The organism is Pandoraea iniqua, assembly GCF_902459685.1.
Taxonomy (GTDB): Bacteria; Pseudomonadota; Gammaproteobacteria; order Burkholderiales; family Burkholderiaceae; genus Pandoraea; species Pandoraea iniqua.
In genome coordinates, this window is record NZ_CABPSF010000002.1 from 262,849 (window position 1) to 279,519 (window position 16,671).

General features: G+C 64.3%; 17 protein-coding genes, 1 other RNA gene and 1 riboswitch. Of the genes, 11 read left to right on the top strand and 7 right to left on the bottom strand.

Features of this window, described 5'->3' with window-relative positions; genetic code table 11:
* Positions 1-101: 101 nt before the first annotated feature.
* From PIN31009_RS06940 to PIN31009_RS06950, 3 genes are all read left to right on the top strand, one after another.
* Positions 102-851 carry an electron transfer flavoprotein subunit beta/FixA family protein gene (locus PIN31009_RS06940; RefSeq protein ID WP_058375462.1) on the top strand — a complete coding sequence of 250 codons (750 nt, stop codon included), beginning with the start codon at positions 102-104 and terminating at the stop codon, positions 849-851.
* 12 nt (positions 852-863) lie between these two features.
* Entirely contained in the window at positions 864-1,796 is a 933-nt protein-coding gene (locus PIN31009_RS06945; protein ID WP_087688460.1) for an electron transfer flavoprotein subunit alpha/FixB family protein, read from the top strand.
* A 188-nt stretch (positions 1,797-1,984) separates the two neighbouring features.
* Positions 1,985-3,766 carry an acyl-CoA dehydrogenase gene (locus tag PIN31009_RS06950; protein WP_150789769.1) on the top strand — a complete coding sequence of 594 codons (1,782 nt, stop codon included), beginning with the start codon at positions 1,985-1,987 and terminating at the stop codon, positions 3,764-3,766.
* Positions 3,767-3,910: 144 nt separating this feature from the next.
* Here the strand turns inward: PIN31009_RS06950 and ssrS are convergent.
* From ssrS to PIN31009_RS06965, 3 genes are all read right to left on the bottom strand, one after another.
* A non-coding RNA gene (ssrS, locus tag PIN31009_RS06955) (6S RNA) lies at positions 3,911-4,091 on the bottom strand.
* Positions 4,092-4,136: 45 nt separating this feature from the next.
* Positions 4,137-4,448 (bottom strand): cell division protein ZapA, encoded by a 312-nt coding sequence (locus tag PIN31009_RS06960; protein ID WP_058375459.1) that lies wholly within the window; start codon positions 4,446-4,448, stop codon positions 4,137-4,139.
* On the bottom strand, positions 4,445-4,756 hold the full coding sequence (locus PIN31009_RS06965; RefSeq protein WP_058375458.1) for a hypothetical protein: 312 nt from the start codon (positions 4,754-4,756) through the stop codon (positions 4,445-4,447). The genes PIN31009_RS06960 and PIN31009_RS06965 overlap by 4 nt, the downstream gene beginning before the upstream one ends.
* 89 nt (positions 4,757-4,845) lie before the next feature.
* A riboswitch (cobalamin riboswitch) is annotated at positions 4,846-5,096 on the top strand.
* 166 nt (positions 5,097-5,262) lie between these two features.
* On the opposite strand from PIN31009_RS06965, the gene PIN31009_RS06970 reads away from it, so the two are divergent.
* The 7 genes from PIN31009_RS06970 (at position 5,263) to PIN31009_RS07000 (ending at position 12,518) form a co-directional block, all read left to right on the top strand.
* Positions 5,263-7,251, top strand: a complete 1,989-nt coding sequence (locus PIN31009_RS06970) for a TonB-dependent receptor plug domain-containing protein (protein ID WP_150789770.1) — start codon at positions 5,263-5,265, stop codon at positions 7,249-7,251.
* Between the two features lie 27 nt (positions 7,252-7,278).
* Positions 7,279-8,274, top strand: coding sequence for a FecCD family ABC transporter permease (locus PIN31009_RS06975; RefSeq protein ID WP_150683614.1), 996 nt, complete (start codon positions 7,279-7,281; stop codon positions 8,272-8,274).
* Positions 8,271-9,119, top strand: coding sequence for an ABC transporter ATP-binding protein (locus tag PIN31009_RS06980; protein ID WP_150789771.1), 849 nt, complete (start codon positions 8,271-8,273; stop codon positions 9,117-9,119). The genes PIN31009_RS06975 and PIN31009_RS06980 overlap by 4 nt, the downstream gene beginning before the upstream one ends.
* Before the next feature lie 87 nt (positions 9,120-9,206).
* Complete coding sequence (gene cobO / locus PIN31009_RS06985) at positions 9,207-9,866, top strand: cob(I)yrinic acid a,c-diamide adenosyltransferase (RefSeq protein WP_150789772.1); 660 nt, start codon at positions 9,207-9,209, stop codon at positions 9,864-9,866.
* 87 nt (positions 9,867-9,953) lie between these two features.
* A complete protein-coding gene (gene cobT / locus PIN31009_RS06990; protein ID WP_150789773.1) occupies positions 9,954-11,042 on the top strand; it encodes a nicotinate-nucleotide--dimethylbenzimidazole phosphoribosyltransferase in 1,089 nt (362 codons plus the stop codon).
* Between the two features lie 4 nt (positions 11,043-11,046).
* Positions 11,047-11,922, top strand: a complete 876-nt coding sequence (locus tag PIN31009_RS06995) for an adenosylcobinamide-GDP ribazoletransferase (RefSeq protein ID WP_150789774.1) — start codon at positions 11,047-11,049, stop codon at positions 11,920-11,922.
* Entirely contained in the window at positions 11,913-12,518 is a 606-nt protein-coding gene (locus tag PIN31009_RS07000) for a histidine phosphatase family protein (protein ID WP_150789775.1), read from the top strand. Before PIN31009_RS06995 ends, PIN31009_RS07000 begins: the two co-directional genes overlap by 10 nt.
* A 4-nt stretch (positions 12,519-12,522) precedes the next feature.
* Here the strand turns inward: PIN31009_RS07000 and PIN31009_RS07005 are convergent, their stop codons facing one another.
* Positions 12,523-13,425, bottom strand: a complete 903-nt coding sequence (locus tag PIN31009_RS07005; RefSeq protein WP_150789776.1) for a cobalamin-binding protein — start codon at positions 13,423-13,425, stop codon at positions 12,523-12,525.
* A gap of 314 nt (positions 13,426-13,739) precedes the next feature.
* Between PIN31009_RS07005 and PIN31009_RS07010 the strand changes: the two genes are divergently transcribed.
* The gene (locus PIN31009_RS07010) at positions 13,740-13,919 is read left to right on the top strand and encodes a hypothetical protein (RefSeq protein ID WP_150683620.1); all 180 of its coding nucleotides are present in this window, start codon (positions 13,740-13,742) and stop codon (positions 13,917-13,919) included.
* Between the two features lie 175 nt (positions 13,920-14,094).
* Here the strand turns inward: PIN31009_RS07010 and PIN31009_RS07015 are convergent, their stop codons facing one another.
* From PIN31009_RS07015 to cbiB, 3 genes are all read right to left on the bottom strand, one after another.
* The gene (locus PIN31009_RS07015; protein ID WP_150683621.1) at positions 14,095-14,322 is read right to left on the bottom strand and encodes a hypothetical protein; all 228 of its coding nucleotides are present in this window, start codon (positions 14,320-14,322) and stop codon (positions 14,095-14,097) included.
* Positions 14,323-14,595: 273 nt separating this feature from the next.
* Positions 14,596-15,693 (bottom strand): threonine-phosphate decarboxylase CobD, encoded by a 1,098-nt coding sequence (cobD, locus tag PIN31009_RS07020; RefSeq protein WP_246185540.1) that lies wholly within the window; start codon positions 15,691-15,693, stop codon positions 14,596-14,598.
* A complete protein-coding gene (gene cbiB / locus PIN31009_RS07025) occupies positions 15,690-16,670 on the bottom strand; it encodes an adenosylcobinamide-phosphate synthase CbiB (protein WP_150789777.1) in 981 nt (326 codons plus the stop codon). Before cbiB ends, cobD begins: the two co-directional genes overlap by 4 nt.
* Position 16,671: the final 1 nt, after the last annotated feature.

Genomic DNA, 16,671 nt, shown 5'->3' on the forward strand with positions numbered 1-16,671 from the left:
AACAATTGCCACAAAATGCCATAAATATGCAATAAATGCGTCAGCAACCCTGTGGTTATAATGGCAGCGGATTGACGTAAACGTAACTTTGGAGCGAGTTCATGAAGATCCTTGTACCGGTCAAACGGGTAGTGGATTACAACGTAAAGGTTCGCGTGAAGAGCGATGGCAGTGGCGTCGACATCGCGAACGTGAAGATGTCGATGAATCCGTTCGACGAAATCGCGGTGGAAGAGGCGGTGCGTCTGAAGGAAGCGGGCGTGGCGACGGAAGTGATTGCGGTGTCCGCAGGCGTGGCGCAATCGCAAGAGACGCTGCGCACGGCGCTGGCCATCGGTGCGGATCGCGCGATCCTGATCGAATCGGATGAAGAACTGCAACCGCTGGCCGTGGCCAAGTTGCTCAAGGCCGTGGTCGACAAAGAGCAGCCGCAACTGGTGATTCTGGGCAAGCAGGCCATCGACGACGACTCGAACCAAACCGGCCAGATGCTCGCAGCACTCGCAAAGCTGCCGCAGGCGACGTTCGCTTCGAAGGTGACGGTGGCGGACAACCGCGCACAAGTCACGCGTGAAGTGGATGGCGGTCTGGAAACGATCTCGCTGTCGCTGCCGGCAGTCATCACGACCGACTTGCGCCTGAATGAGCCGCGCTATGTGACGCTGCCCAACATCATGAAGGCGAAGAAGAAGCCGCTCGAGACGGTGAAGCCTGCCGATCTGGGCGTGGATGTGGCGCCGCGTCTGAAGACGCTGAAGGTGGCCGAGCCGCCCAAGCGCAGCGCAGGGGTGAAGGTGGCGGACGTGGCAACGCTCGTCGACAAACTGAAGACCGAAGCCAAGGTCCTGTAAGGAGACGACGAGATGAGCATTCTGGTAATCGCAGAACACGACAACCAATCGATCAAAGCGGCAACGCTGAACACGGTCGCTGCCGCCCTGCAATGCGGTGACGACGTGCACGTGCTGGTGGCCGGCAGCAATGCCAAGGCCGCCGCTGACGCTGCCGCGCAAATCGCTGGCGTGAAAAAGGTGCTGCTCGCTGATGCGCCGTACTTCGCCGACGGTTTGGCAGAAAACATCGCCGACGAGGTGGTGTCGATCGCAGGTAACTATTCGCACATCTTGGCAACGGCGACCGCCTACGGCAAGAACATCGCCCCGCGCGTGGCCGCACTGCTCGACGTCGCCCAAATCTCGGATATCACGAAGGTCGACAGCGCCGACACGTTCGAGCGCCCGATCTACGCCGGTAACGCGATTGCGACGGTGCAGAGTGCCGACAAGGTGAAGGTGATCACGGTGCGCTCGACGGGCTTCGACCCGGCAGCCGCGACCGGTGGCAGCGCCGCAGTTGAGAGCATCGCCGCCACGCCGGACGCCGGTCTGTCGCAGTTCGTGGGCCGTGAAGTGACGAAGCTGGACCGTCCGGAACTCACGAGCGCGAAGATCATCGTCTCGGGTGGCCGTGGTCTGGGCTCGGGCGAGAACTACACGAAGGTGCTGGAGCCGCTGGCCGACAAGCTGGGTGCGGCACTGGGCGCCTCGCGTGCGGCAGTGGACGCCGGCTATGTGCCCAACGACTATCAGGTCGGACAGACGGGCAAGATTGTGGCACCGCAGTTGTACGTTGCGGTGGGCATCTCGGGCGCGATTCAGCACTTGGCCGGGATGAAGGATTCGAAGGTGATCGTGGCGATCAACAAGGATCCGGAAGCGCCGATTTTCTCGGTGGCGGATTACGGTCTGGTGGGTGATCTGTTCACCGTCGTGCCGGAACTGGTGAGCGCGCTGTAAGCACGAACGCTGTAACGAAATCGCGCTGCGGAGTGAGTCGAGAGACTGGCTTCGCAGCCGATTCACATGAGGAGGCAGGCAACCCGGTGCGTCCTCATCTGAATCGGTCAGACACAAGACAATAAAAAAATAAGAATCCCGGCATTCGCCACCATCCGCAGGCAAACGGAATCCCCTGGAGGAACGACATGAGTTATCAGGCCCCGATCAAGGACATGCAGTTCGTGATGAACGAGCTGGCGGACCTGTCGAGCATTGCCGCGTTGCCGGGCTATGAGGATGCCTCGCCCGAACTCGCGCAGGCCGTGCTCGAAGAAGCCGCACGTTTTAATCAGGAAGTGCTTGCCCCGCTGAACGTGATCGGCGATCAGCAGCCGAGCACGTGGAAAGATGGTGTCGTCACGACGACGCCGGGTTTCAAGGAAGCCTTCAAACAATTCTCCGAAGCCGGTTGGCAAGGCGTGCTGCACCCGCAGGAATTCGGCGGTCAAGGCCTGCCGAAACTGGTGGCCACGCCCTGCACCGAAATGCTCAATGCGGCGAACCTGTCGTTCGCCCTGTGCCCGTTGCTGACCGACGGCGCTGTCGAAGCGCTGCTCACGGCCGGCAGCGACGCACAACGCGCGCTCTATGTGCCCAAGCTGCTCTCCGGCGAATGGACCGGCACGATGAACCTGACCGAGCCGCAGGCGGGCTCGGATCTCGCATTGGTGCGTACGCGTGCCGACCGCGCAGGCGACGGCACGTACAAGATTTTCGGCACGAAGATCTTCATCACGTTCGGCGAACACGACATGGCCGAGAACATCGTGCACCTCGTGCTCGCCCGCACGCCCGATGCGCCGCCGGGCGTGAAGGGCATCTCGCTGTTCATCGTGCCGAAGTTCAACGTCGATGCCGAGGGCAAGCTCGGCGCGCGTAACGACGTGCACTGCGTGTCGATCGAACACAAGCTCGGCATCAAGGCGAGCCCGACCGCCGTGCTGCAATTCGGCGACAACGGCGGCGCAACGGGTTACCTGATCGGCGAAGAGAATCGCGGCCTCGAGTACATGTTCATCATGATGAACGCCGCGCGTTTCGCCGTGGGTATGCAAGGGGTCGCGGTCGCAGAGCGCGCCTATCAGCATGCCGTGGCGTATGCGCGTGATCGTTTGCAGAGCCGTCCGGTCGACGGGTCGTCGCGCGACGCGGTCGCGATCATTCATCACCCGGATGTGAAGCGCATGCTCATGACGATGCGCGCGCTCACCGAAGGGGCGCGTGCGCTGGCGTATGTCGCGGCCGCACAGGCCGATATCGGCCACAACGCCGCCGATGCGGGTGAGCGTAAGCGCGCACAGGCCGTCTACGAGTTTCTGGTGCCGATCGTGAAGGGCTGGAGCACGGAGATGTCGCTCGACGTCACGAGCCTCGGCGTGCAGGTGCATGGCGGCATGGGCTTCATCGAAGAAACGGGTGCTGCACAGTACTACCGCGACGCGCGGATTCTGCCGATTTACGAAGGCACCACGGCCATTCAGGCCAACGACCTGATCGGCCGCAAGACGCTGCGTGACGGGGGCGCCGTGGCGCGCACACTGTTCGAGCAGGTGGCGGCGACCGAAAACGAATTGCGTGCCGCAGGCGGCGTGGCGACGAGCGTGGCCGAGCGTCTGGCCAAGGGCCGCGAAGCGTTGTCGATTGTGGTCGATTACGTCATCGCGAACACGCAAGACAACGCGAATGCCGTGTTTGCCGGCAGCGTGCCGTACCTGAAGCTGGCGGGGATCGTGCTGGGTGGCTGGCAGATGGGCCGCGCGTTGCTGGCAGCGCAGGCGCGTCGTGAGGAAGATCCGGCGTTCTACGATGCCAAGATCGGCACCGCACGTTTCTTTGCCGACCACATCCTGACGCAAGCACCGGGTCTCGCACAGTCGATCACCGAGGGCGCGGATTCGGCGCTGTCGCTGAGCGAAGCGCAGTTCTGACGCGTAACGCTGGCGCTAGTAGCGAGCGATAAAAAAGGCGGCCTGCGGGCCGCCTTTCTTTTTGCCGTCATCGCACGACACAGTCATCGCACGACAATCATCGAGCGAAAAAAAACGGCACTGCGCGAACGCAGTGCCGTGTATTGGGTCCCCGCCACAGCCGCTAAGCCGGCATCCTGAACCGGGAGGTTCAAGGTGGTCGCGGTTAGTAGCGCTTTGGGTTCATCAGACAGAGTGACGCTCACGCCAGCACTACAAACTTCCGCAACCTGCAAAAAGCATTGGTTCAAGGAATCTATGACTTTCGCAAACCAGGCAGGGAAAACTAACCTTTTGAATCGCGCGACAGCCTGTGAATTTCTACGTTGACTCAGCTTTGATACTGGTCGATCACAGCGCTCAATCGATCGTTCATGCGTTGCATTCTACTCTGAATTTCTTCAGCGGGGAAAGATTGTCCAGCAGCAATACTTTTTTCCAGTGCAAGCAATTCGGATGCCAGGCTCAACGCTGCCATGACGGCAATCCGGTCGGTGCCGCGCACGCTGCTTTGTGCACGAACCTTGCTCATTTCGGCATCGACGCGCGACACGGCGGAGAGCAGATCGGCCTCGTGTTCCGGCGGGCACGCGAGACGGTACGACTGTTCCAGAATATGAACTTCGAGCTGCTTGATCGTCATGCGTGTTCTCCACCGGGGGTACCGAGCAGATCCATCTGACCCTCAGCAGGGTTTTGCGACGGAAGCTTTTCCAGAATGGCATTCAGGCGAACCTGTGCCTCGTCGATCTTGGCGGCGAGCTGATCGCGCTGCAAACGCAGGGCGTCGCGCTCGGCGCGTAATTGTTCAATCGCGGCGCGGGTATCGTCGCATTCGGCGCGTGTGCGCTCAAGCTCACTTAGCAGTGCCTGATTGTGTTGATGAAAACGTTGGCTTATCACAACCAACTGTTCGATTTTGTCAGTGAGATTGTCGAGATCGGTGAGCATCGGGCTGCGTCCTCTTAATTGCCCTACATTCTAACGGAATCGGCGGCCAATGCCCGATGAACGAGCATTGACGCTCGTCCGATTGACCCCTACACTTGCGGCGCTTCGGTGCTCGCGCACGCCCCCCGGCATGCGCAGTTAAACGGGAAACAGGGAGCCGCGCCCCCACACGGGCTGGCCAACCTGTGCTGCCCCCGCAACGGTAAGTCATCATTTCGGCCATAAAGGTTTCCGAAAACACGCTTCGCCTCAATCGCCACTGCAAGTGTTTCGCTTGTGGGAAGGCCGGTCAGGCGTGACGATGACCAGCCCGGATACCGGCCGAGCGAGTGGGGAAAAACTATGCCGCCCGGCGCTGCCGCTGGCGGCTCGCCGTCGTTTTCATGTGTCGATGCGATTCCATCCGACTTGCATCCGTGACCTGTCGCCGGCGCTCCCCGTGCGCTGACGACCCGCGGGGGAACGGGTCAAGGCAAAAAAGAAAACTACGGAAGTCACACCAGATCATGCGCTCCCACGTTCGCGCTATGGCGCCGCACGCGCCTGCCTTTGTTCCTGCCCCGCGCACCGTCGCCCTTGTTTGCGCCTCGCTCGCCGCCTCGCTGAGCTTTGCCGTGCACGCCCAGTCGGCCACGCCAGCCACTGGGGCGGCTTCGGCTGAAGCCACCGCAGCACCGGCCGCGCCCGTCACCATCGCAGCCAATGCGGCCAGCGACAACACCACGGCCGCACAGCTCAAGACGACGGTCGTCACGGCGTCGCGCACCGAGCAGAAGCTGGCCGACACGCTCGCCGCCACTTCGGTGATCACGCGCGAAGACATCGAACAAAGTCAGGCGCAGGACCTGCCGACGCTGCTGCGCGGTCAGGCCGGCGTAGAAATCGTGCAGAACGGCGGCTTCGGCACGTCGGCCAGCATTTTCATGCGCGGCGCGGCATCGAACGCCTCGCTCGTGCTCATCGACGGCGTGCCGGTCAACTCGGCCACCACGGGCACGACCAACATTGCACAGATTCCGGTGTCGCAAATTGACCACATCGAAATCGTGCGCGGCAATGTTTCGGCGCTCTACGGGTCGCAGGCTGTGGGCGGCGTGATTCAGATCTTTACCCGTAAAGGCGACGGCGGCCCGCCGCGTGCCTACGCGGAAATAGGTTACGGCACGAACAACACCACGCAAGCCAACGCCGGCATTGCGGGCTCGTTCAACGACGGCAAGACCAACTTCTCGCTGGATGTGTCGCGCTTCCACACGAATGGCATCTCGGCCATCGACCCGCGCTTCTATCCGAAGAATGTGAACCCGAACCGAAACGGCGACGACAACACGAGCGTGAGCGCGTCGATCTCGCAAAAGCTCGGCGACACGTGGGAAGTGGGCGCGCGCCTGTTCCAGAGCGACGGCAGCAGCAGCTACGACAACGCCTACGGCAAGCCCACCGACCTGAACGACACCGACGCGCGCGTGCGTCAGATCACGGGCTACGCGAAGGGTAACGTCACCGACAAGTGGAGCACGCGCTTCTCGGTCACGCAGGGCGACGATTACAGCTACAACTACCTGAACGGCAAGGGCAACGGCAACTTCCACACGTCGAGCAATCAGATCGACTGGGGTAACGAATACGCCTTCATGCCCGACCAGAAGCTCATCGCCGGCTACACCCGTCTGGAGCAGACCGTCGAGAGCAGCACCAACTACGGCCGTAACAACCGTCACGTCGATTCGGGCTACCTCGGCTACGAAGGCACCTTCGGCAAGCATCAGGTGCAGGCCAACGTGCGTCGCGACGTGTACTCCGACTTTGGCGGCGCCAACAGCTACTGGGTCGGCTACGGCTACAACCTGACGCAGCAATGGAAGCTGATGGCCAACGCGTCGGACGGCTTCCGCGCACCGACCTTCAACGACCTGTTCTACCCGGGCTACGGCAACCCGAACCTGCAACCCGAGCGTTCGATCTCGAAGGAACTCGGCGTGCAGTTCAACGGCGGCGAACGTCTGGGTCTGGTCAAGCTGACCGGCTTTCAGACCAAGTACACGAACCTGATTCAGGGCCTGACGGTGTTCCCGTACACGGCCTCGAACGTGGCCAAGGCGCGTGTCGAAGGGCTTGAGCTGACGTACACCGGCCGTCCGCTTTTCGGCGTCGATGTGCGGGCCTCGTTCACGCGTCAGAACCCGACCGATCTGGATGCCGACAAGCAACTCGCTCGCCGTGCCAAGCAGTTCGGCTCGGTCGGCCTGTCCAAGCGTTTCGACAAGTTCACCGTCGGCGGCGATGTGTTCTACAGTGGCGAGCGCTACGACAGCGGTGGCCAGCATCTCGGCGCGTACACGCTCGTGAACCTGCAAGCGCGTTACGATATCGACAAATCCTGGTACGTCTCGGCGCATCTGGATAACGTCTTCAACAAAAACTACCAGACGGTTTATGCCTACAACACGATCGGGCGCGCGATTTACGTCACGCTCGGCTGGAAGCAGTTCTGACGCACCGGCATCGCGGGGCGTAGCGGCATGACGCTGCGCCGCGCACTCGCCATCTGGACGGCACTCGCCAGCCTCGCGCTGGCGGTGCTCGTCGCGTCGCTCATGCTGGGCAGTGTGCCGGTCTCGCTACGTGAGATCGGTGGTCTGATCCTCGGCCACGACGTCGGGCTGGCCGGCGACGTGGTCTGGCGCCTGCGCCTGCCGCGTGCGCTGGCTGCCTTTGCCTGCGGCGGCTTGCTCGCCGTGTCGGGCACGCTCATGCAGACGCTGCTGCGTAATCCGCTGGCCGATCCCTACGTGCTTGGCATTTCCGGCGGTGCAGCGGTTGCCGCACTGGCTTCGCTCGCGCTGATGCTGCCGTTCTTCTGGGTGCAGACAAGCGCGTTCTTCGGTGCACTGGCGGCCATTGCGCTCGTGATGGCGCTCTCGCATCGCAGCTTTTTCCGTCCCGGTGAACAAGACAGCAGCGCTCGCCTGCTGCTCACCGGGGTGATGATGGCCGCCGGTTTCGGCGCGCTCGCCATGCTGATTCTCACGTTGGCCCCCGACGCCAGCCTGCGCGGCATGCTGTTCTGGCTCACTGGCGATCTCAATGGTGTCGACCGTGCCACGTTGCCGCTGCTGGCACTGGGCGCAACGCTGCTCATCGTCTGCCCCGTAGCCCATCGGCTGAACGTGCTGCTGCGCGGCGAAGCCGTGGCGCAGGCCGTCGGCGTGGCGGTCGGGCCGCTGCGCGCACGCATCTATCTGGCGGCGTCGCTGGCCACCGCGGTGGCGGTGACCACCGCCGGCAGCATCGGTTTTGTCGGCCTCGTCGTGCCGCATATTCTGCGACTGCGTTTCGGTAACGATCAGCGCATGCTGCTGCCCGCGGCGGCATTGGCCGGTGGCGTGCTGTTGATGGTCGCCGATCTGGTCGCACGCACCGTCATCGCGCCGACGCAACTGCCGGTCGGCGTAATAACCGCGATCATCGGTGTGCCGCTGTTCCTCTGGTTGCTCTCGCGACGGGTGATTCGATGACCGCCCCGAATCCGGTAAAGGCACAGACCCCGCTGCTTCACACGCACGCGCTGACATTACGCGCAGGTGAGCGAGTGCTCGTGGACTGGCTCGATTTTGCCGTTTCCCCGGGGGAATGCTGGTGCCTTGCTGGGCCGAACGGCGCGGGTAAGACCACGTTGCTCAGCACGCTCGCGGGCTTGCGCAGCATCGACGAAACCCCGCATCGCGACGACGCCATTGCCGCCTCCGGCCGTGTCGATATTGCGGGCAAACCACTCGCGCAGTGGCGCGTCGGCGCACTCGCGAAGGTGCGCGCGCTCATGCCGCAGCAGACGCGCGATGCGTTTGGCGCGACGGCGCTCGAAGTCGTACTCGCGGGCCGGCATCCGTATCTGGCGCAGGGCCGTTGGGGCGCGTGGGAATCGGACGACGACATCGCCGCCGCACTCGACGCACTGGCGCAGGTCGGGCTCGAATCGTTTGCGCAGCGCGACGTCACCACGCTCTCGGGCGGTGAGCGTCAGCGCGTGTCGCTGGCGGCGGTTCTCGCGCAGGCGACGCCGTTGCTATTGCTCGACGAACCGATCTCGCATCTCGATCTGCACCACCAGATGGATGCCCTCGAACGTCTCGCCGAACACGCGGCACGTGACGATGCCGCCGTGGTCTTTTCCTGCCACGATCTGAATCTCGCCCGCCGCTTCGCCACCCATGCGTTGTTGCTCGACGGGCGGGGGGCATGGCGCGCCGGACCGGTGCGCGACGTACTCACGGCCGAATATTGCAGCGACGCATTCGGTTACCCGCTGCGCCTCATTCGCGACGGCGAGGACGAGGCACTCGTGCCCGCCCGCCGTGGCTAAGGCGCTGGCTTTTCTCACGATTTCCGTGCGTGGCATCGCGCCACGCGCCCGTGGTCACAGTTTTTCCCGTTTTTACAGGTGCTGTTCATGACGACCGAAACGCCGCAACCCGATCCCAACGCCACCTCCGACGGCAGCAACGCCGACGAAGCCCGCAACGAGCGCCATCGTGCCCGCATGGTGCGCAAGAAGGCGCTGATCGACGGCAAGATTGCGCAGGCGCAACACGATTGCGGCGTGCTCGTCATCACCACCGGCAACGGCAAGGGCAAGTCCAGCTCGGGCTTCGGCATGGTCGTACGTGCCATGGGCCACGGCATGAAAACGGGCGTGGTGCAGTTCATCAAGGGCGCGATCCCGACGGGCGAAGAGAAATTTCTGCGCCGTTTTCCGGAGGAGTGCGAGTTTCACGTGATGGGCGAGGGCTACACGTGGGACACGCAAGACCGCATGCGCGACATCGCCAAGGCCGAAGCGGCATGGGAGCAGGCGCGCCGCATGCTGGCTGACGCTTCGTTCGGCCTGCTGTTGTTCGATGAGCTCAACATCGCGCTCAAGCTCGGCTATCTCGATGTGAACACCGTGATTGCCGATCTGGAGTCGCGTCCCGAGATGCAGCACGTCGTGATCACCGGCCGGGGCGCGCCGCAGGCACTCGTCGATGCCGCCGACACGGTGACCGACATGACGCCGGTCAAGCACGCTTTCGCGCAGGGCATTCGCGCGCAGCCCGGCGTGGAAATGTAAGCGGCGTCGCTCGCCCAGACCCAACCGGCGCAACTGATCCACCCGGCACGCCGCCGTTTTTCGTTTTCGTTTCAGGAAGTCTCACGCATGTCCGCAATGACCGCATACAGCCCGCTGCTGGCCGAATTGTTCGAAGTTGCCGCGCCGTCCGCCGCCATGGACGCCGCGTTGCAACACGCCATCGACATCAAGACGAAGCCGCCCGGCAGCCTTGGCGCACTCGAGCGCATCGCGCTGCAAATCGGCCGCATTCAGCAGAGCGTGACGCCTGATCTCGCCCGCCCGGCCATGCTGGTGTTCGCGGGCGATCACGGCATCGTGGCGTCGGGCGTGAGCCCGTATCCGCAGGCGGTCACGGCGCAGATGGTGCTCAACTTTCTGCGCGGTGGTGCCGCGATCAACGTGTTCTGCCGCGCCAATCAGATCGAGATGGAAGTGATCAACGCAGGCGTGGCGGCCGAATTCCCGGCGCATGCCTCGCTGGTGGATATCCCCGTCGCGCGCGGCACGCAGAACTTTCTCGAACGCGCGGCCATGTCGCGCGAGCAGCTTGAGGCGGCGCTCGCTGCCGGCGCCGCCCGCGTGGTCGCCCATGCGCAGCGCGGCACGCGCATGATCGGCTTCGGCGAGATGGGCATCGGCAACACGTCGGCAGCGGCGTGTGTGATGCAGCGTCTGACGGGCTTGCCGCTCGCCGCCTGCGTGGGGCGTGGCACGGGCGTGGACGACGCAGGACTGGCGCGCAAGACCGCAGTGCTCGCGCAGGCACTCGACGCCCATCCGGTGAACGGTGAAGTCGATCCGCTCGACGTGCTGGCAACGTTCGGCGGGTTCGAAATCGCGATGATGACCGGCGCGTATCTGGCGGCAGCCAAGCTGGGCCTCGTCGTTGTGGTCGACGGTTTCATCAGCACGTCGGCGTTGCTCGTTGCGGCGCGTCTCGCCCCGGCCGTCCTCGACTACTGCATCTTCGCGCACGCGTCGGACGAGGCCGGTCATCGCGCCATGCTCGACGCATTGGGTGCGCGGCCGCTGCTGCATCTGGGGCTGCGACTGGGCGAAGGCACCGGCGCGGCGCTGGCCATGCCGCTGATTCAGGCCGCCGCGGCGTTCTTGCGCGAGATGGCCACATTCGAGGGCGCAGGCGTGAGCGATCGCGACACACCGGCAGCATGACGACATGACAACATCGCACCCCGATCCGTCCGACGAAAACACCGCACCGCTCCCCGGCGAGACGACGGCGTCGCATGCGGTCGTGCCGGCAGTGCCCGGCCCGGATGCTCATGACGGATGGGGCAAGCAGCAACTTCGGCTTTTCCTGACGGCGCTCGGCTATTTCACGCGTGTGCCGATCCCTTCATGGGTAGGCTATTCGCCCGCGCAATTGAACGCGGCGACACGTTACTTCCCGATGGTCGGGGTGTTCGTCGGCGTGCTGGTGGCGTTGTTGACGGTGGCGATGGGCATGCTCTGGTCGCCGCGTCTGGCGATTGCACTGGGGCTCGCGGTCAGCGTGCTGCTGACCGGCGCGTTTCATGAAGACGGCCTCGCCGATTCGGTCGATGCCTTCGGCGGTGCGTTCGAGCGCGAGCGCGTGCTGGAGATCATGCACGACTCGCGCATCGGCACCTATGGGGCGGTCGCCCTTTGGTTGGCGCTGGCCATCAAATGGCAGGCACTGGTCGACGTGCAGACCGCCTTCGGCTGGGGCGGCTTTTCGATCGTGCTGATCGGGGCGCACGCGGCGAGCCGCTGTATGGCCATCAGTCTGTTGCGCGCGCTCGACTACGTGCGTGCACAGGGTAAGGCGAAGCCGGTCGCCCAGCGCCTGAGTCTCGAGGGTTTGCTGTTCGGTGTGGTGTGCAGCCTGCCGTGGGCGTTCTGGCCGGACTGGCGCGCTGGCGCTACTGGCGCAGTGGTGCTGATCGTGTTGCGGGCTGCGTTTATTCGCTATCTGCGCCGGCGTCTGGGGGGGTACACCGGTGACACGTTGGGCTTTGCGCAACAGATCGGCGAACTGGCGCTGTATCTGACGGTGTGCGCATGGATCTGATTCTGCTGCGGCATCCGCCGCCCGACGTTGCCCCGGGCATCTGCTACGGGCAGACCGACCTGCCGGTCGACGCGGCGCAGTTCGATGCGTGTGTGGCGGGGATGCGGGAGAACATCACGACATGGCTCGATGGCCGCGTGCCCGTCGCTGTCCATAGCAGCCCTTTGCAACGCGCCCGCAGCGCAGCGAATGTGATTGCCGAATCGTTCGATATGCCGGTGACTGAGGATGCCCGCTTGTCGGAGATGCACTTCGGCGAGTGGGAAATGCAGCGCTGGGACACCCTCGATCGCGCGCAGCTCGATGACTGGGCGCGCGATGTGGCGGGCTTTGCACCGCCCGGTGGCGAGTCGGCCCGCCACGTCGTGCTGCGCATGGACGCGTGGGCGAGGGCGGTGCGGGTTGCTACCACGGCGAACCCTGCACGAGACGTGCACATCGCCGTCACGCACGCCGGACCGATCCGGCTGCACACGGCGACAGCGCTACGCCTGCCGACAACGGCGTGCCTGTCGTGGGCGCTCGGTTTCGGTGCCGCGTGCGAGCTGCACGTCAGCGACGACGGACAAGCACGGCTGATTCGTTGGAACACCTGACCGATTACTGCGCACGCGCCTGCGTGCGTCGCTGACGCGCAATGTCGAGGTCTTCGCACATCGTGCGCGCCCCGTCGAGAATGCGCGGACCGGGGCGGTTGATCAGATCGCCGTCGATACCGAAGAGATTGTTGTTCGCCACGGCAGGTAACTGCGTCCACTTGCGCCAGCTGTCGAGTGTCGCGAGCGGCTTGTCCGACTTCGTCGCACCGGGCGTGGCCGTGAACATCGCCTCCGGCCGTTTGGCGAGCACCGCCTCGATCGACACGCGCGGCACCAGCGCGGGCTCGTCGGCGAAGATGTTGACGCCGCCGCACAGGCGGATCACGTCGCTCACCATATGCGTGCCGTTGAGCGTCATCAGCGGCTGCGTCCATACCTGATAGAACACCGACACCGGCGCGCGTGACGAGTATTGCGTGCGCAGCGCCTCGTACCGCGCACGGAACGCGTTGGCGGCCGCCTGTGCTTTCGCCGGCGTGCCGGTGAGCGCCCCCAGACGCTCGATGGCATCGGGCAAGTCGGTCAGGTGCTTGGGTTCCGAATAGAACACCGGCAATTTCAACTGACGCAGCGCTTCGACTTGCCGCTGCGAATTGCCATGCATCCACACCACCAGCAGGTCTGGCTTGAGCGCGAGAATGCGCTCGAGATCGAGGGCGCTATTGTCACCCACGCGTGTGATGTGTTTGGCCGCTTCGGGGTAATCTGAGTACGCCACGGCACCGACCACGCGGTCGCCCGCACCGGCAGCGAACAACAACTCGGTTGCGTGCGGTGCAAGACTCACGATGCGTTGTGCAGGCGCCGCCAGCGTGACGGTGGCGCCGGTGTCGTCTTTGACGGAGAGCGCGGCATGCGCGCTCGTGGCGAAGCCGAGCGTCAAGACGGCGGTCGAAAGCACCATCGACAAAACAGCGGCAGCTTGGCGGGCGCGGTGACGGGGGAGAGCCTGAAGAGTGAGCGACATTGACCGGCGGTGCGAGGCGGAAAGGGTTGAAGGGGCGCAGAGCGGGGTGGCGCGTCGGCCGTGAGGACGACAAAGCCCCGCCATTGTCGACGTGTTGCCGCGACGCTGCAAGGCGGGGCGGCGCAGGGGCTTCGGCGTGACGACAGACAGCGTAAGATGCCCGCGTGGCGAACTGACGTCACCGGGTTGCGGTCGAATGATGCGTAACCTGCCCGGTATCCAAGCCGGGGCGAGCCAAGGAGTCAGAAGACGTGAAACGAAATTTCGGGATAGTGAGTGCGCTGATGGTGGCGCTGACGGTCATGCTTGGCGCTTGCGCCAATACCGGCAGTGGTGCGGGCGATTCGAGTTCGTCGGCCCGCAGCGGCAGCGGCACGGGCAAGGTGGAAGCCTACGGCGTCATCGATGGCGGTGTCACCATCGTCAAGTAAGGCGGATCGTCGCGAGTCGGCGATGTAGCGACGTAGCGACGTAGCGACATAACGACACAGCGATGTAAACGACTACGCCCCCTGAGCTCAGAAGAACTCAGGGGGCGTAGTCGTTTCAGCGCACCGCAGGATCGACCGGATGCCCGATCGAAGCCCGCGGCAGCGCCGTGCGGCGTTAGTTGGAAGCCGGAGCCGGGGCGGCTGCACCTGCATCCGAAGCCGGTGCCGGCGTCATGGCGGCGCCTGCATCGCTGGCCGGGGCGGTATCCGCCGGGGCAGCTGCCGGTGCCGATGCCGACGTGTCGGCGGCCGGGGCGGCGGTTTGATCGTCCTTCTTCGAGCAACCCACCATCACGACGGTGGCGGTTACGAGCGTAGCGAGCAACAGCGGAAGTTTTTTCATTTGGTCGTCCTTTTGATATAGGGAAAGCCCTTGCGAAAGAACCCTCAGTCTAACGGCGCCCTGAGGCGAAGGCTGTGTGCATTTGTTGCAGAAATGCTTCAATTTGTAACGAAAACGGCGGCAAACGCACGTCGTTTAATACGGCGTAAGGCGCCGATGGCACTGATGGTGCCCGTGAGGCCGTGCGCCGTCGGTTGAACGGGTAGGGCACGTCCGTTCAGAAGCATAACGGGGAAATTTGATACCCGCCGGGCACGGCAGTTCCCGAAAAATTCAGGACACCGGCAAGTCGGCCAGCCCGACGGCGAGGCGTTCCCAGCCGGCTTCGTGCGCAGGCAGGCCCAATCGGAGGCTGGGCAGGGACTGCATGGCGGCCGTTGTGACGACTGCTCCTGCTGGTGATATTCCTGCCGGTATTGTTACAGGCCGGGCGTCGAACAGCCGCGTCCAGATGCCTTGGGCCGCCAGCTTCTCATGCCAGACGGGGGCCAGCGGGTGCGGCGTCCACGCGAACAGCGGTGTGCCCAGCGCAGGCCAGCCATGGTGGCGTAACAGCGCGAGAAGCCGCTCGCCGTCGTGCTGCAAGCGCTCACGGGCGGCAATTTGCCACACGGTGTCACGCAACGCGGTGCGCACCGCAAAACGGGCAGGGCCGCTGACCGTCCATGCGCCGAGGGTCTGCGACAATTGCGCGCCGAACGCCGGCGGACACAGCGCAAACCCCGCCCGAATCCCCGCCAGTCCAAAGAACTTACCTACCGAACGCAGCACAACGAGCCCGTCCCGCCCAACCTGCGAGGTCATCGACGCCGCAGGCGACGCATCCGCGAACGCTTCATCGACGATCAGCATCCCGCCACGTTCTGCGAGTGAAGCTTGCCATGATGATAAGGTTTCGCGCGAGACGTGACGCGTGGTCGGATTATCGGGATTCACCCAAACGAGATAGTCGACATCCGGGAGTCCGGCCTCCGGGCCAGTCCACGGTACGAGCGTATGGCCGGCGCGCGCAAAGGCCGGGGCATATTCACTGTAGGTCAGCGAGGCCACCGCCACGCGCCCCGGGCGCAGCAGCGTCGGTATTGCCCGGATGACGGCCTGCGACCCGGCACAGGGCACCACCGCGTTCGCTGGCACACCGTAGTAGTCGGCGGCGATGTCGATCAGATCGTCGAAGGCATCGGGCAGGTCGCGCCACGCTTCGGGTGGCGGCATCGGCACCGGATAGCCCAGCGGATTGATACCCGTCGACAGGTCCAGCCAGTCTTCGCGCGCGCGTCCGTAGCGCGCAATGGCTTCGCCCAGATTGCCGCCATGGCGAGGTGCCGCTGGCGCAGGCGATGTGGTTGCGGGTATTGCCGAAACGCTCACAATACCCCCACGGTGGCCGCGTCGGCCTGCGATGCGGCGAAGAGTGCGAGCGCGCCGCTCACCACCAGCCACATCCACATCGAGCGTGAAATGAGCCGCCACGCGGCCTTGATGTGTTGTGCAGACGGTTCCGTGCCGCAGCCCAGCGGCGGGCGCGTTTCCCACTCGCCGTGATAGCGGGCGGGGCCACCCAGTTGTACGCCGAGACTACCGGCACCCGCTGCCATGACGGGCCCGGCGTTGGGGCTCGACCATGCGCTCGCTTGCGTGCGCCAGCAGTCGATGGCGCGCGCGACGTCGCCGAAGATGGCATAGCTCGCTGCCGTGAGACGTGCCGGAATCCAGTTAAGCCAATCGTCGATGCGGGCAGCGGGACGGCCGAAATACAGGAACTGTTCGGTGCGGTAGCCCCACATGGCGTCGAGCGTGTTGGCGAGGCGAAACAGCACGACGCCGGGCGCCCCGGCAATGGCGAACCAGAACAGGGCGCCGAAGATGGCGTCGTTGCCGTTCTCCAATGTGGATTCGACGGCGGCGCGTGCGATGTCGGATGCACTCGCGTCTTCGGTGTCGCGCGACACGATGCGTGTGGTCAACTCACGTGCTTGTGTGAGGTTGCCGTCTTGCAATGCGCGAGCGATCGGCATGACGTGTTCGCGCAGGCTGCGCGCGCCGAGTGCCGCGTACAGGGCCAGCGCCTGCCAGAGGATGCCGCCCCAGCCGGGCAGGAACGTGAGCGCCCACGCGATCAGGACGGGGATCAGCAACATGAGCGTCCATGCCCACGTGCCGCGCACCATCGCGGTAAAGGGTTTGTCGCGGATGTCGGGCGCATTCAGCCACGCTTCTACGCCGTTGGCGATGAAGCCGAAGCCGACGAGCGGATGCCAGCGCTTGGGCTCACCGAGCCACGCGTCGAGCAGCACGCCGATGAGGCCGGCGAGCCAGAGAGATTCAGGAGCGAGTCCGGTGAGCATC